The following is a 15079-nucleotide window of genomic DNA, read 5'->3' as shown; positions in this document are numbered from 1 at the left end:
GCGTCGCTGACAGAGAAAACACTTGGCGGCCGTTCAGCGCACGACATGCCGTCCCTCCTCCCCTTTTCGCAATAAAGCGCTTCTGCGTCGCGCATTTGTGCCCGCTTCATTTCCCGACATGCCAGTAAATTAAAGGCACGGTCCCGCAGAGCGACCGACAGCAAATCTCCAGCTCGCTCAAGAAATCTGCCAACCATCGGGGAGAACTTCATATGACAGCATCGAGTATCCGCAGCTTCAAACTGGCGAGTTTGGCAATCCTTACCGGCTGCGCCAATATGGCGTTCGCTGAAGACATCACATTTGTGTCCCAGGGCGGCGCTTATCAGGAAGCGCAAAGCAAGGCGATCCTCGAGCCTGCCGCGAAGAAACTCGGCCTGACGCTGAAACAGGACAGTTCGCCCAAAGCCTATCCCATCATCAAAACCCAGGTCGAAAGCGGCAAAGTCACCTGGGATGTGGTGGACCTGCCGACCGGCGACTGCGTACGCGGCGAGCAGGAAGGCTTGTTCGAAAAGCTCGACCTGGCGCTGATCCCCAACGCGGCGCAATTACCCGCGGATCTTAAGGATGATTACAGCGTTGGCTACATCAGCTACTCGACGGTGCTGGCTTATCGCACCGACGCTTTCAAAGGCGACAAGGCACCCAAAACCTGGGCGGATTTCTGGGACACGAAGAAATTCCCGGGGCAGCGTTCATTGCGGAACCTGCCGCGCCCGACCCTGGAAATAGCCCTCTTGGCCGACGGCGTCGCCCCCGACAAGCTCTACCCGCTGGATGTAGAACGCGCCTTCAAGAAACTCGAAGAAATCAAACCGCACATTTCCACCTGGTGGACGTCAGGCGGTCAGTCGGCACAGCTGATCAGCGACGGCGAAGTAGACATGATTCAAGCGTGGAACGGCCGCATTACCGCGGTGCAGGCTGACGGCGCGCCTGTGGCGTTCGATTACAACCAGGGCGTACTGGAAACCAACTCCCTCTGCGTCCTCAAGGGCACACCGCACAAAGCGGCGGCAATGAAGTTCGTCAACGAAGCCATCGATGCGAAACTGCAGGCGGCATTGCCAATGATCATCGATTACGGCCCGCTCAACCCCGAAGCATTCAAGACCGGCACGATTCCCGCTGAGCGGGCTGCCAAACTTCCATCCGCGCCGGAAAACATCTCCCGTCAGGCTCTGCTGTCGGCCAAATGGTGGGCGTCTGCAGACGGCATCAAGGCAGAGGAACGCTGGTTGTCGTTCGTGCAGAAGAAGTGATAGCTGCGCGCATTTCCCGGTAGGAGCGAACTTGTTCGCGAGGCGGCAGGACTGATACACCGCATCAAGCCCTCTCGCCAACAAGTTGCCTCCTACCTGACATCGCCGCCAAATGGGCATCCGCATCAAGGCCGAAGAATGCTGGTTGTCGTTCGTGCAGAAGAAGTGATAGCTGCGCGCATCTCCCGGTAGGAGCGAACTTGTTCGCGAGGCGGCAGGACTGATACACCGCATCAAGCCCTCTCGCCAACAAGTTGCCTCCTACCTGACATCGCCGCCAAATGGGTATCGACATCAAGGCAGAGGAACGCTGGTTGTCGTTCGTGCAGAAGAAGTAACAACTGAACGCCTATCCCGGTAGGAGCGAACTTGTTCGCGAGGCGGCAGGACTGATACACCGCATCAAGCACTCTCGCCAACAAGTTGCCTCCTACCTGACACGGCGGAGGGAATGAATACCGTGCCAGAAGCCCCAACGCAGGACATGCCGTCTACCCGCCCCATTACGCAATAAAGCACTTTGGCGCAGGGCATTTCAGCGGCTTCATTTGCCGACATCTGGGTACAGTGGAAATCGCACGGTCCCGCAGAGCGACCGAAACAGGAAACACCCTCGCTTTCAGCATCTGCCCCCACCTTTCGGGAGTCGTTCACATGCCAACACTCAAGCACGGCGCCTTCCAGCGCTTCAGCCAGACCAAGTGACGGGAGACAGACATGTCCAATGCTTATCTCGCCAAGTCCCTGCCTGAATCCGACAACCACAAGCATCAGCCGCCGCTGACCAATAGCGATGCCCTTGCCCGCGAAGAGCGCAAGGAAAATACCTCGATGATGCTGCTGCTTACCCCGGCGCTGGTCATGGTGGTGGTGCTGCTGATCCTGCCAATGTGCTGGCTGGCGTTTCAGTCGGTGCAGACCGAAGACGGCTTCTCCCTGGCCAACTATGTCCGCATTTTCGAAGAGCGAATCTACTGGGATACCTTTGTCCTGACCTTCAAGATCAGCCTCATCGTCACCGTGCTGTCGATTTTCCTCGGTTTCCCCATCGCCTATGCCGCTTCCCGCCTGCATGGCTTCTGGGCGAACCTGATTCTGATCTGCGTAATTATTCCGTTCTGGACCAGCGTGCTGGTGCGCTCCTACGCCTGGCTGGTTCTGCTGCAACGCCGGGGGCTGGTCAACCAGACGCTGATCGACATGGGCATCATCGATCAACCGCTCAACCTGATGCACAACACCACTGGCACGGTAATCGGCACCCTGCACGTGATGCTGCCGTTCATGGTTCTACCGCTGTATTCGGTGATGAAGAAAATCCCGCAGGACCTGATGCAAGCCTCGGAAAGCCTTGGGGCCAAGCCCTTTTACACCTTCCGCCGAGTGTTCTTGCCGATGGCGGCACCCGGCATCATGGCAGGGTCGATTCTGGTCTTTGTCATCTGCCTGGGCTTCTTCATCACCCCTGAACTGCTCGGTGGTGGCCGCACGATCCTGGTATCGATGCTGGTCCAGCGCAACGTTGAGCTTTATCACGCCTGGGGCGCCGCGAGTGCGGTCGGTCTGGTGCTGTTGTTGGTGGTATTCCTGATTTTCTGGGGTATCAACAAGTTCATCCCTATCGAACGCATTCTGGGAGCGCGCTAAATGAAACTGGTTGCCTATCTGCGTCAGGTCCGCGTCTCCCACTTGCTCTTCACCGTGTTGGTAGCAGCCATCCTGCTCTACCTGATTCTGCCAGTGCTGATTGTGGTGCCGATGTCGTTTTCCGAGGCGCGCTTCCTGCAATTCCCGCCCAAGGAGTGGTCACTGCGCTGGTACGCGGCGTTCTTCCAGAGCGCTGAATGGATGTCGGCGGCACGGGTCAGTCTGATTACCGCAGCGGTCACTACGGTGGTCAGCCTGCCCATCGGTATGGCTGCGGCCTACGCCATCAATAGCTCCAGCCTGAAGGTCGTGCGCACCCTGCAAATCATTCTGCTGCTGCCGATGATGGTGCCGATCATCCTCATCGCCGCCGGGGTGTTTTTTGTGTACGCCAGGGTGGGTCTGATCAGCACCATGACCGGGCTCATTCTGGCGCACATCATGCTGGCACTGCCCTACGTGATCATCGCCCTGCTGGCAGGTTTGCGTAACTTCGACATGTCTCAGGAAATGGTCGCTCGCAGCCTGGGCATGAACCGATTCCGGGCGTTCATGGCCGTGACATTGCCGCAAATCAAACCAAGCCTGGTCTCGGCCACGCTGTTCGCCTTCATCACTTCGCTGGATGAAACCGTGGTCGCGCTGTTCATCTCCGGTGGCGACAACCAGACCCTGACCAAACGGATGTTCACAGCCCTGCGCGATGAAATCGACCCGACGATTGCGGCCATCAGCTCGATTCTGATTCTGGCTTCACTGTTGTTGGTAGTGATCGCGGGGCGCAATAAACCGAGCTAACAACACCATCTTGTAGGAGCTGCCGAAGGCTGCGAAGACAATTTGTCTGACACACCGCCTCGCAGCCTTCGGCAGCTCCTACAAGGGTAATGATGAATAGCAACATCTGCCGCCAGCATCGCAAATTCAGCATCTACCACCCGCTCAAGTGGCTATCTCGGCATCGGCCACCGGGCAGACATTCTTAAAATGAGTCCATCGTTCGGACCCTCAAGGCACCTTGATCATGTTGAAAAATACCCTGCGTGACCCTTCCCTTCTCGTTGAGCGCGCCTACGTCAATGGCGAGTGGATCAGCGCCGATGACGGCGCGACGCTGGACGTGACCAATCCCGCCGACGGCAGTGTTATCGCCCGGGTTCCAGCCTTGCAAGCCGCGGAAACCCGCCGCGCCATAGAGGCAGCTGAAGCTCGTTTCGTGTCCTGGCGCGAAGTCCCGGCGGCCGAGCGCGCGCGTTTTCTTGAAGTCTGGTTCAAGCTGATCATGGACAATCAGGAAGACCTGGCGCTGATCATGACCGCCGAGCAAGGCAAGCCCCTTGCTGAGTCACGCGGCGAAATTGCCTACGGTGCCAGCTTCGTCAAATGGTTTGCTGAAGAGGCCCGGCGGATCTACGGCGACACCATTCCTTCGCCGGTCGCTGATCGACGAATCATCGTGCTCAAACAACCGATTGGCGTCGTCGCGGCGATCACCCCGTGGAACTTCCCTAACGCGATGATCACCCGTAAATGCGCTCCTGCTTTGGCTGCGGGTTGTCCGGTGCTGGTCAAGCCTTCTGAAATGACGCCGCTGTCAGCCCTGGCGTTAGCAGTACTGGCAGATCGCGCCGGAATCCCGGCCGGTGTGTTCAACGTATTGACCGGTTTGCCTGCCGGGGTCGGTGGTGAAATGACCAGCAATCCGGCAGTACGCAAGCTGTCATTCACAGGCTCGACCCGGGTTGGCCAACTGTTGATGAGCCAGTGTGCAAGCACCATCAAACGCCTGAGCCTGGAGCTGGGCGGCAATGCGCCATTTATCGTCTTCGATGATGCGGACCTGGACCTGGCCATTGCCGGGGTCATGCAGAGCAAATTCCGCAACGCCGGACAAACCTGCGTCTGCGCCAATCGCATTCTGGTGCAGGACGGTATTTATGATCGGTTCGCAGAACGCCTGAGCGCGGCCGTCGCCGAACTGAAAGTCGGTGACGGCCTGCAAACCGGGGTCACGATTGGCCCGCTGATCAATGCCGCCGCCGTGGACAAAGTGACCCGCCATATCGGCGATGCGCTGGAAAAAGGTGCCAGCGTGGTCATTGGCGGAGCGCCTCAGGGCAACGGTCTTTACGTCCAGCCCACCGTCTTGCGCGATGCCAAAGCCGACATGCTGCTGGCCAGCGAAGAAACGTTCGGCCCTGTTGCGCCGCTGTTCCGTTTCAAGGACGAGGCCGAGGCGCTGGCGCTCGCCAACGCCACGCCGTATGGCCTCGGTGCGTATTACTTCACCCAGGACATGCGTCGCGCCTGGCGCGTAGGTGAGCGACTGGAGTTCGGCATGGTCGGTCTGAATACCGGGATTATTTCCATGGAAGTCGCCCCCTTTGGCGGCATGAAGCAGTCAGGCACCGGCCGTGAAGGCTCGAAGTACGGCCTGGACGAATTCCTCGAAGTGAAGGCCTGGCATATCGGCGGTCTGGACTGACGGCCAGCGTTGGACACGGATACCGCCGGGCAGCAGATCCTGTTTTTCCGGCGGCTCAAAACGGCACGAACACGGCCAGCGCCTGTGTTCAGATGGATGCAGACACCCGCTCTGCACAGGAGGACGCTTCATGAATTTCACTGAAGGTTTTGAATCAGTCAGCGTCAATCAGGTTTGCAAGGATTACGGCAGTTTGAAGGCGCTGAACAACGTGAACCTCAAGGTGGAAGCGGGAGAATTCATGTCCCTGCTGGGCCCTTCCGGGTCGGGCAAAACCACATTGCTAAGCATTCTGGGCGGCTTTATCCGGGTCAGCTCCGGCAGCATCCTGTTTGGCGAGCGCGACGTCACGCTGATGCCACCGCACAAACGCGAAATCGGTGTGGTCTTCCAGAACTACGCATTGTTCCCCCACATGACGGTGGGCGAAAACGTTGCCTTTCCCTTGCGCGCCAGAGGTGAAAGCGCCGCCAAAAGCCTGGGCCGCGTGAAGCAGGCACTGGCAACAGTTGAATTGAGCGGCTACGAAAGCCGCTCCATTGCAGCACTCTCCGGCGGCCAGCGGCAACGGGTGGCACTGGCCCGTGCGATTGTCTTCGAACCCAAACTGATCCTGATGGATGAACCGCTTTCCGCTCTCGATAAACAGCTGCGCGAGACTATGCAGATTGAGCTGCGCGCCCTGCACAAACGCCTCGGCGCGACGATGATTTACGTCACCCACGACCAGCGTGAAGCGCTGACCATGAGCGACCGCATTGCGATCATGCGTGGCGGCCAGTTGGTACAGGTCGATACACCGCGTCGTCTGCACGATCATCCGTCCGATGATTTCGTCGCCAGCTTCATTGGCGAAAGCACGCTGATCCCGTTGCAACGCAGTGAAAGCGGCCTGAACCTGGGCGCTACTGCACTGCGCACGACCCGTCCAATCCCGCCGTCGGGGGACGTATTCCTCGCGCTGCAGTCGGAAAAACTGTTGCTGGACAATGACACGTCAGGCCCCGAGTGGAACCGCCTGCGCGGGCGTGTTTCGGACATCGTGTTCCAGGGTGAAAGCCTCAAGGTATTCGTCGACCTTGAAGGCGGCCCGACCGTCAGCCTGCGTCAACCAAGCCATCACGAAGGCAACCTGAGCCTGCCCCCCATTGGCTCCCCGCTGCTGATGCGTTTGCATCCGGAAGACACCATCGTTGTGCCGCGGGCAGCGGTTTGACGCAGGGCTATTATGTGGGAGCTGCCCAGGTGTCCCTGACACAGCGCTATGCGAATCAACCCATAACTGTAGGAGCGCACGAGCACCGCGAGGCCGCGATAGCGATTTGTCTGACACACCGCCATCGCTGCCTCGCGGTGCTCGTGAGCTCCTACAAAAAACACTCCAAGTCAGGTAAGTGCATTTATTTGATAGGAGCAAGCTCTGTTCCCACAGGGATTTACGAACCACCCAAAATTGCTTGCACCACCCCACAGTGAAATATTTCGCAACCTCCCTCTAAAACAGTCGATCACAGCACTGGTCCGGGCAACTTCAGTGCTTGTGGTTCCGGCCAGTGCTTATCCTGATCACATCACCTGCCACCCCGGCGATCACGGAGATTGAGATGAATTCTGCACTGACTGAAACCCAACGGTTGCTCGCCCTGCGTGAGCAACACATCCCGCGCGGCATCATCACGGCTCACCCGGTTGTTGCGGCGCGCGCCGAAGGCGCCCAGCTGTGGGATGTGGACGGCAAGCGCTATCTGGATTTCGTCGGTGGTATCGGCGTACTCAACGTTGGCCATAACCACCCCAGAGTTGTCGAAGCAGTACGGCGTCAGGTGGGTGAAATTTCCCATGCCAGTTTTCAGGTCGCGGCCTACGAAAGCTACATCGAAGTCGCCGCACGCCTGAACACGCTGATTGGCGGCGAAGAGCACTACAAAAGCATCCTGTTTACCTCGGGTGCCGAAGCGGTGGAAAACGCGATCAAGATTGCCCGCAGCCACACCAATCGTACGGCGGTGATTTCCTTCCGGGGCGGCTTCCATGGCCGGACCCTGCTGGGCGTGACCCTGACCGGTATGAGCCAGCCCTATAAACAGAATTTCGGCCCCTTCCCGGCCGAGATCTACCACGCCACCTACCCAAATCCTTATCGCGGGATCAGCAGCGACGACGCGCTGGCCGAGCTGGATGAACTCTTCGCCACCGATGTCGCACCTGACCGGGTTGCAGCAATCCTCATCGAGCCTGTTCAGGGCGATGGTGGTTTTATTGCGGCCTCAAACGAATTTCTCCAGGCCTTGCGGGCGCGCTGCACGCAACACGGCATTGTGCTGATCCTCGATGAAATCCAGACCGGCTTTGGTCGTACCGGCAGGATGTTCGGCTTCCAGCACTCGGGCATCAAACCTGATCTGGTGACCGTTGCAAAAAGCCTCGCGGGCGGCATGCCGTTATCCGGCGTTGTTGGCCGTGCCGACATCATGGATGCGCCGACACCGGGCGGACTGGGCGGCACGTACGGCGGCAACGCGGTGGCTTGTGCGGCGGCGCTGGCGGTGCTGGACCTTTTCAAAGAGCAGGATCTGCTGGGGAAAGGCGCGAAACTCTCCACACAGCTGCATCAAGGTTTGCTGGCCTTGCAGACACGTTACCCGCGTATCGGTGATGTAAGAGGCCTGGGTTTCATGCTGGCAATTGAAATGGTGGCAGCCGACGACAAGCAAAGTCCGGACGCTGCGCTGGCACAAAAAGTTATTGATGAAGCGCGCCATGCCGGCCTGCTGGTGATCAAGTGTGGGGTGCACCGTAACGTGGTGCGTTTCCTCGCACCGCTGGTGACCACCACAGAGCAGGTGGCAGAAGCTTTGCAGATGCTCGACTCCGCACTGGCTGCGGCCTGCTGAGACCCGCGCGGCAAGACCTGGCCCGGCCTGTTGGTGCAGCGCCGGGCCGGGTTCGGAACACGGGTGCGGAACGTGACGGAACCGAGAGCTGTTACTCAGGAGCGAATCATGAAAGTCACCCAGTACAAGGCATTGGGGTTTTCCTTCGGAACACTGATTGATCGAGAACGGGGCATTCTTGAGGGGCTTCGACCGCTGGCAGTGCAAGGCAATCAGGCGATCAGTGATGAACAGCTGCTGAGCGCCTACCGAAGTACCGCCGACCTGCTGATCAGCAGTGGATCAGCGGGCAGCCCGACCGCCTTTCACGGTCAGTTGTACCAACGTCTGGCTCACCAATTGCATACCATTCCTGACTGGGATCAGAGTGTTGCTTTCAGTAGCTCCTCTGATCACTGGCCCATATTCGAAGATGTTCCAGGTGCCTTGCAGTACCTGAGCAAGTTCTACCGTTTGATACTGATCGCCCCACCTCACGGCATCAATGTGAGTTCGCTGACAGACCGGTTGCCGCTAACGTTCGATGCAGTCATCGAGCCCGTTGACAGCGACTGGCACACGAGCCTGGATGCCGCGTTACTCCAGCTGGAACTGGAGCGATCAGAATTGTTACCGGTGCGTAGTACCGAGGCGGACGACCCGTGGAACGAGCGGGTGGATTTCCCCCTATGTACATTGCGACGGGGTCATAGCCAGCCGTGGAATCACTCACCGCAGGCACTGGATGGCAAGCGCTGTGAATACGCCAGCCTGGCAGACCTCGTCCACGCGCATCAAAAAGCACTGCACGCCTGAGGTGAGCAGTCTGAATTTTGAAATGGCGAGGACTGAACCATGGACGCGGCAACGAAGCTCGATCGTATCGACATCAACATCCTGGTCCAATTGCAGAAAGACGGGCGAATGACCAACGTCAGCCTCGCCGAAGCTGTCGGCCTGTCTCCCAGTCCTTGCTTACAGCGGGTCAAACGGCTCGAATCGGCCGGTTACATCAGCGGCTACGAAGCCCACGTCAATCTGGCCAAGTTCGCCAACTCGGTCACCGTCTTCACCGAAGTCACCCTCTCCGACCACAAACGTGGCGATTTCGTGAAATTCGAATCCAGCATCCGCAACATCGACGAGGTGCTGGAATGCCATTTGATCAGCGGCGGTTATGATTATCTGGTGCGATTCCTGTGTAGCAGCATTCAGCACTACCAGGAATTGATGGAGTCGATCCTGGACAAGAACATCGGGATCGAGAAGTACTTCAGCTACATCGTGATCAAGTCACCGGTGGTGAAAAGCACCGTGCCGTTGCGGAGTCTGGTCAGGGCGGTTTGACACACAAGACTCGGTTACTCCTGGCAAACATGACGCTCTCCCGGCTAAAGCCGGTCCTACAGGGCATACACATCCGTAGGACCGGCTTTAGCCGGGAGGGCGTCAGGTCAGTCACTACATAAGGCAGGGTGCTGAATGCTGTGAATCAGTTACAGAATTGCACCCTCCGATCTGGAATGCTTTTTCTGTAGGAGCTGCCGAAGGCTGCGAAGCATTCATTCTGATACACCGCCATCGCAGCCTTCGGCAGCTCCTACAGGTCCAATGTTTGAGGCAGATAGCGTGGTGCAATGATCACCGCCCGATAACATCAAGGAATTGCTGCCACCCTGCAGCCAGGCGCACTCCGGGCGCGCGGAATGCGTGCATGGGAATGGGATTGAATTTGTCGCCGCAAAGTAAACCCAGATCGACCTTCTCTCCGGCCGTCATCTTCGCCAACTGCCCGCCCATATACGTCGACATGGCGACTCCACCACCGTTGTAACCGATCGCGTAGAAACTGCGTTCGTCCAGTTGTCCTGCATGGGGCAGATAGTCCAGAGTCATGGCGACCAGGCCAGACCAGCGGAAATCCACCTGGTAATCACGCAGTAAGGGAAAAACCTCCCCCATGCTGCGCTGCAAGGTACGGAATGCACTCTCGGAATCGTTCTTGCCGAAGGCACCACGGCCACCAAAAATCAGCCGGTCGCCCACGACCCTGAACCAGCGCAACATGCGCTTGGTGTCCCCACACACCTGACCACCCGGCATGATCTGCGCCAGCACATCGGCTGGAAGCGGCTGAGTAGCAATAATCGCGCTGCGAAACGGGATCAGGCGTCGATGCAGGGTGTCGGTGACACGGGTCTGATCGGAATAGCCATTGGTGGCGTAGATCACCTGCCGTGCGCTGATTCGCCCTTGAGGGGTCATGACAATGACGCGGCCCGCCTCATGACGAATCTGGTTGGCAGGACTGTTGATGTACAACTTCACGCCGCGATCAGTCAGGCTTTGCGCAATGCCCCGAGCGTAATTGAGAGGATGAATGCCGCCTGCTTTGGGCGTCAGCAAGCCACCGGTAAAAATCTTCGACCCGGTGGCTTCGCGAACCTGCTCGGCGCTGATCATCAACGACGAGGTGCCACCGGTTTCGCGCTTGATCCAGTTAGCCGTGGACTCAAGCCCGCCTAACGCATGAACGCTATGCGCAGCGGCAATGTGCCCGCCCATGTGCAACTGCGCCCCGGACAGGCCAAGGCTTTCGACCATTTCCACCAGACTGTCCACTGCAGCATAACCGGTGCGGTACATCTGCAAGGCCGTGTCTCGGCCAAAACGCTCCATCAGTGTCGGAAAGCCTACACGGAACTTGGGCGAAACCACCCCGCCGTTACGCCCGCTGGCGCCCCAGGCCAGGGTATTGGCCTCGACAATCAATGGTTCGCGACCACTAAGGGCAATGTGGTGCGCCGCAGACAAACCGGTATAACCGGCACCGATGATCACCACGTCGCACTGGCGGTCACCTTCAAGGGATTGCAATGCGGGAGAAGGCCGGGCAGTGGCCGCCCACAGGCTCTGAACAGTCATGGCGAACATCCAGCTAAAAAGAGAAAAGGCGCTCGCAGCAAGGCCAGAGCGCCAGAGTCGTCACCCAGCGTCAGTCAGCCCAGTTCTTTCTCGACCGCGTCCGCCAATTGCGCCAGCGAAGTGAAGTGGTAATGCGGCTCCACGCGATCGGACTCAAGCGTACCTCCAGTCCCTTTTTGCGCGAAGCGACGTTCGATCCAGCAGGTTTGATAGCCCAGACGCATGGCCACGCCGATGTCGTGGTACTGGCTCTGTGCAACGTGCAGGATGTTTTCGAACAGGATGCCTTGAGTCGCCAGCACGCCGCGGGTGTAGGCAAAGAACTGTGGATCAGGCTTTTCGAAACGCACGTCGTCAACGGTCACCCGCACATCAAACGGTTCCTCCAATGTCTTGGCCATTAGATCCAGTGCCCATATCTGCGAGTTGGTGGTCGCGACCAGTTTGAAATGCTTGCGCAGACGCTTCAGCGCCTCAATCGAATCAGGGAACGCAGGGAAATTCTTCACCGCAAGGCTCAGGCCCTTGGCGTATTCGTCGTTGTCGGGCAGTCCCAGTTTCGCGGCGATGACGTGGTAGCAGCGCTCCAGATCATCCGGCCACCAGCCTGAATCGGTTTGTGCACGAGCCTCGCGATAGGCTTTGAGAATGTCGTCATCGCTATGGGCTTTACCTGCTTCGCCCGTCACTTCACGAACATGAGCGAGAATGCCGGCTTCAAAATCAATGAGGGTGCCAACGACATCGAACGTCAGGGCTTTGAATTGCTTGAATGACATAGGGCGCTCCGCAGGATATTCATGGGGTCGAGCAAGCTGGTTGACTCATTATCAACGTGCTTCCCTCATGAAATATTCCGTTTTTCACAGACCTTGAAGCATAACCTACGGTTTTTCCACGTTGTGCGGCACACCTGATCTCAACGACCCGACTGGAGAAGTGCCGACAGCCCCAAATGAGGGTAAAGCGCGTCCACTTTTGCGACGTCGGCACGCATCTCTTCGATGATCCAGTCACGAACACTTTCGACCACCGGGCGCACCGGACGATTCGCTGGAGTCACCAGACAACACCGACGCTGTGTGACATGAACCTGTTCGGCGGCGGGCACCAACTCGCCTTTGACCAGGCTGTTCGAGACGACCGTCAACCAACCCAGCGCCATCCCCTGCCCCAGCAAGGCAGCCTGCACGACCACTGCATAGTCAGAAAAAATCAGGGCATTTTCCACGCGCCCGGACGAGCCAAATTCCAGTGTCCAGTCCCGATCCTGATTGTCCATGCAGATCATCGTCGGCGGCTGCTTTTTGCCTGCGTCCTGAAAGACCTGCTGGAAATACTGGGGGTTGCAGACGGGCAAGGTTATTTCCGGGACAACCAGTGTATCCGTGGCTTTCAGGCTGCCTGAGTCGATGTAGCGCATGCCCAGATCGACATCCACCAAAGGCCCGCCAATCCGGCCAGACATCAGCTGATATCGCATGTCCACACTGGGAAATCGCTGACTGAAGCGGCTCATGCGCGGCATTAGCCAATGGGTCGTGAATGCCGTTGAGACGGACAGCGTGACGGTTTCGATGCCCGTTGCGCGGGATTCAATTTCGCTGATCGCCGACTCGATGGTGCTGAATCCTTCCTGCACCCGTCGATACAAAATGCTGCCGCTCTCGGTGAGTCGCGCACCGCCCCGCGTGCGCTCGAAAAGCTGCACGCCGAGATGCTCCTCGAGACGCGACAGCATCCGGCTGACCGCTGGCTGGCTGACGCACAGTTCATCCGCCGCCCGGGTGAAGCTGCCACACCGCGCAGCCGCTTCAAAGACGAACAGAGAACTTGAACTGGGTAGCTTTCGGCGAAGATTAGACATGACCTGAGCTTATGCCTGAAGCAACTATTAGTAAATTGCCGGATGCAGAAATTGATGCTTATTCTTGCGAGCGACCGAGTGTGTGTTTTGCAACGATCAAGATCCTCACTCGCCCTTTTCTGCTCTTCCCGACGAGACCGCGCCTGATTATGGAAAACGCCCTGAAGTTTTATATCAATGGTGGCTGGGTAGCACCCGCCGGGGACTCGCAGCTGGCAGTCATCAATCCCGCCACTGAACAGCCCTTCAGCCAGATAGCCATGGGCAATCAGGCCGACGTGGACGCCGCAGTCGCCGCGGCACGCCATGCATTTCCGGCATTTGCCCGCACGACGCCCAATGAAAGGAAAGTCCTGATCGAGCAGATACTGGACGTATTCATGCAGCGTTACGACGAGATTGCCGAAGCCATCATGGCCGAAGTCGGTGCACCGAAAGCACTTGCCTACGACTGGCAGGCCGGTATCGGCAAGCGTCATCTGCAACAACTCCTGCGCACGCTGGACACGTTCGCGTTTCAGAAAACCAACGGCAATACCCTGATCAATCTGGAGCCGGTGGGGGTCGTTGCACTCATTACACCCTGGAACTGGCCCATCAATCAGATCGTCTGCAAAGTCGCTCCAGCGCTGGCGGCAGGTTGCACAATGGTCCTCAAACCCAGTGAAATCGCCCCTCTCAATGCAGTGCTGTTTGCCGAAGTCATGCATGAAGCGGGTGTGCCTGCCGGGGTGTTCAACCTGATCAATGGCGACGGGCCAACCGTGGGTGCTGCATTGGCAGCTCACCCCGGAGTGGACATGGTTTCATTCACCGGCTCGACGCGTGCCGGGGTGGAAGTCGCTCGTCTGGCGGCGCCCTCCGTGAAACGCGTACATCAGGAACTCGGTGGTAAATCGGCAAATATCCTGCTGGACGATGTCTACCTGGAGAAAGCCGTCACCTCAGGGGTCAATGGCTGCTTCGGAAACAGCGGACAGTCCTGCAATGCGCCTACCCGCATGCTGGTGCCTGCTGCGTTGCATGATCAGGCAGTGGAAATCGCCTGTCGTGCGGCCCTCGCCCATCAGGTGGGTGATCCAACCGACCCGCAATCGACCATGGGACCGGTGATCAGCGACCGGCAATTTCAAGCCATCCAGCGAATGATCGCCATTGGCATCGAAGAAGGTGCGCAATTGGTGTTCGGTGGCCTGGGCCGGCCCGAAGGCCTGGAGCGTGGCTACTACGTGAAGCCCACCGTGTTTGCCGGAGTGACGCCGGACATGACCATCGCCAAAGAGGAAATCTTCGGACCGGTGCTGGTGATACAGGCCTATGACGATGATGAGCATGCGGTGGTGCTGGCCAATGACAGCGTATTTGGTCTGGCCGGTTACGTACAGTCCTCCAGCCTGCAGCGGGCCCGGGAGATTGCGTTGCAGCTTCGGGTCGGCGGCGTCTACATCAACCATCCCGACTGGAACCCCGGCGCGCCGTTTGGCGGTTACAAGCAATCGGGTAATGGCCGGGAATATGCAGAGTGGGGACTGGAGGCGTTTCTGGAGACCAAGGCGATTGTGGGCTTCCACCCTTAATGATCCCACCCTATCTCCCGCCAGCTCAAATCCCGGTGGGAGATTCCATGTTTGCCCGCAAGCTGATTGACGACGTGGGACCGGCTTTAGCCGGGAAGACGGTATTTCTGCAGATGAAGATTCAGCGTCTGTGCCGGCCTCTTCCCGGCTGAAGCCGGTCCCACGTCAGTGACTCTTGCAAGAGCGAATTCATTCGCGAGGAGGCCGGTACATCCGCAGTCGGTATGTCGTCTGAAATACCGCCCTCCCGAATGAATTCGGTCCTACCGTACTGCGTCTAGCCCACGTTACCGGTAGGAGCGAATTCATTCGCGAGGAGGCCGGTACATCCGCAGTCGGTGTGTCGTCTGAAACACCGCCCTCCCGAATGAATTCGGTCCTACCATACTGCGTCTAGCCCACGTTACCGGTAGGAGCGAATTCATTCGCGAGGAGGCCGG

13 protein-coding genes are annotated in these 15079 nt (G+C 58.3%); 9 read left to right on the top strand and 4 right to left on the bottom strand.

Annotated features, from left to right (window positions below):
* Window positions 1-212 (bottom strand): hypothetical protein (locus H8S59_RS26775; RefSeq protein WP_214658234.1); only part of this gene is annotated, 212 nt, incomplete at its 3' end.
* Between H8S59_RS26775 and H8S59_RS07350 the strand changes: the two genes are divergently transcribed.
* From H8S59_RS07350 to H8S59_RS07315, 8 genes are all read left to right on the top strand, one after another.
* Window positions 213-1265 carry an ABC transporter substrate-binding protein gene (locus H8S59_RS07350; RefSeq protein ID WP_187520982.1) on the top strand — a complete coding sequence of 351 codons (1053 nt, stop codon included), beginning with the start codon at window positions 213-215 and terminating at the stop codon, window positions 1263-1265. It abuts the gene before it with no gap.
* A 717-nt stretch (window positions 1266-1982) separates the two neighbouring features.
* Window positions 1983-2912 carry an ABC transporter permease gene (locus tag H8S59_RS07345; RefSeq protein WP_187520981.1) on the top strand — a complete coding sequence of 310 codons (930 nt, stop codon included), beginning with the start codon at window positions 1983-1985 and terminating at the stop codon, window positions 2910-2912.
* Window positions 2913-3710, top strand: a complete 798-nt coding sequence (locus tag H8S59_RS07340; RefSeq protein ID WP_095102156.1) for an ABC transporter permease — start codon at window positions 2913-2915, stop codon at window positions 3708-3710.
* 226 nt (window positions 3711-3936) lie between these two features.
* On the top strand, window positions 3937-5397 hold the full coding sequence (locus tag H8S59_RS07335; RefSeq protein ID WP_187520980.1) for an NAD-dependent succinate-semialdehyde dehydrogenase: 1461 nt from the start codon (window positions 3937-3939) through the stop codon (window positions 5395-5397).
* A 130-nt stretch (window positions 5398-5527) separates the two neighbouring features.
* Window positions 5528-6613: an ABC transporter ATP-binding protein gene (locus tag H8S59_RS07330; RefSeq protein WP_187520979.1), complete on the top strand. Its 1086-nt coding sequence runs from the start codon at window positions 5528-5530 to the stop codon at window positions 6611-6613.
* Window positions 6614-7001: 388 nt separating this feature from the next.
* Window positions 7002-8291 (top strand): 4-aminobutyrate--2-oxoglutarate transaminase, encoded by a 1290-nt coding sequence (gene gabT / locus H8S59_RS07325; protein WP_187520978.1) that lies wholly within the window; start codon window positions 7002-7004, stop codon window positions 8289-8291.
* Between the two features lie 108 nt (window positions 8292-8399).
* Entirely contained in the window at window positions 8400-9086 is a 687-nt protein-coding gene (locus H8S59_RS07320; RefSeq protein ID WP_095102454.1) for an HAD family hydrolase, read from the top strand.
* Window positions 9087-9125: 39 nt separating this feature from the next.
* Window positions 9126-9617 carry an Lrp/AsnC family transcriptional regulator gene (locus tag H8S59_RS07315; protein ID WP_027900155.1) on the top strand — a complete coding sequence of 164 codons (492 nt, stop codon included), beginning with the start codon at window positions 9126-9128 and terminating at the stop codon, window positions 9615-9617.
* 294 nt (window positions 9618-9911) lie between these two features.
* On the opposite strand, the gene H8S59_RS07310 is transcribed toward H8S59_RS07315, so the two are convergent.
* The 3 genes from H8S59_RS07310 to H8S59_RS07300 form a co-directional block, all read right to left on the bottom strand.
* Window positions 9912-11195, bottom strand: coding sequence for an NAD(P)/FAD-dependent oxidoreductase (locus tag H8S59_RS07310; protein ID WP_187520977.1), 1284 nt, complete (start codon window positions 11193-11195; stop codon window positions 9912-9914).
* Window positions 11196-11269: 74 nt separating this feature from the next.
* Window positions 11270-11974: an HAD-IA family hydrolase gene (locus H8S59_RS07305; RefSeq protein ID WP_187520976.1), complete on the bottom strand. Its 705-nt coding sequence runs from the start codon at window positions 11972-11974 to the stop codon at window positions 11270-11272.
* Between the two features lie 140 nt (window positions 11975-12114).
* Complete coding sequence (locus tag H8S59_RS07300; RefSeq protein ID WP_187520975.1) at window positions 12115-13062, bottom strand: LysR family transcriptional regulator; 948 nt, start codon at window positions 13060-13062, stop codon at window positions 12115-12117.
* Between the two features lie 149 nt (window positions 13063-13211).
* Between H8S59_RS07300 and H8S59_RS07295 the strand changes: the two genes are divergently transcribed.
* Window positions 13212-14639: an aldehyde dehydrogenase family protein gene (locus tag H8S59_RS07295; protein ID WP_187520974.1), complete on the top strand. Its 1428-nt coding sequence runs from the start codon at window positions 13212-13214 to the stop codon at window positions 14637-14639.
* Window positions 14640-15079: the final 440 nt, after the last annotated feature.

It is taken from the genome of Pseudomonas folii (assembly GCF_014357575.1).
Taxonomy (GTDB): domain Bacteria; phylum Pseudomonadota; class Gammaproteobacteria; order Pseudomonadales; family Pseudomonadaceae; genus Aquipseudomonas; species Aquipseudomonas folii.
Note: the sequence above shows the minus strand (reverse complement) of the source record. Positions and strands in the feature narration are given on the sequence as shown.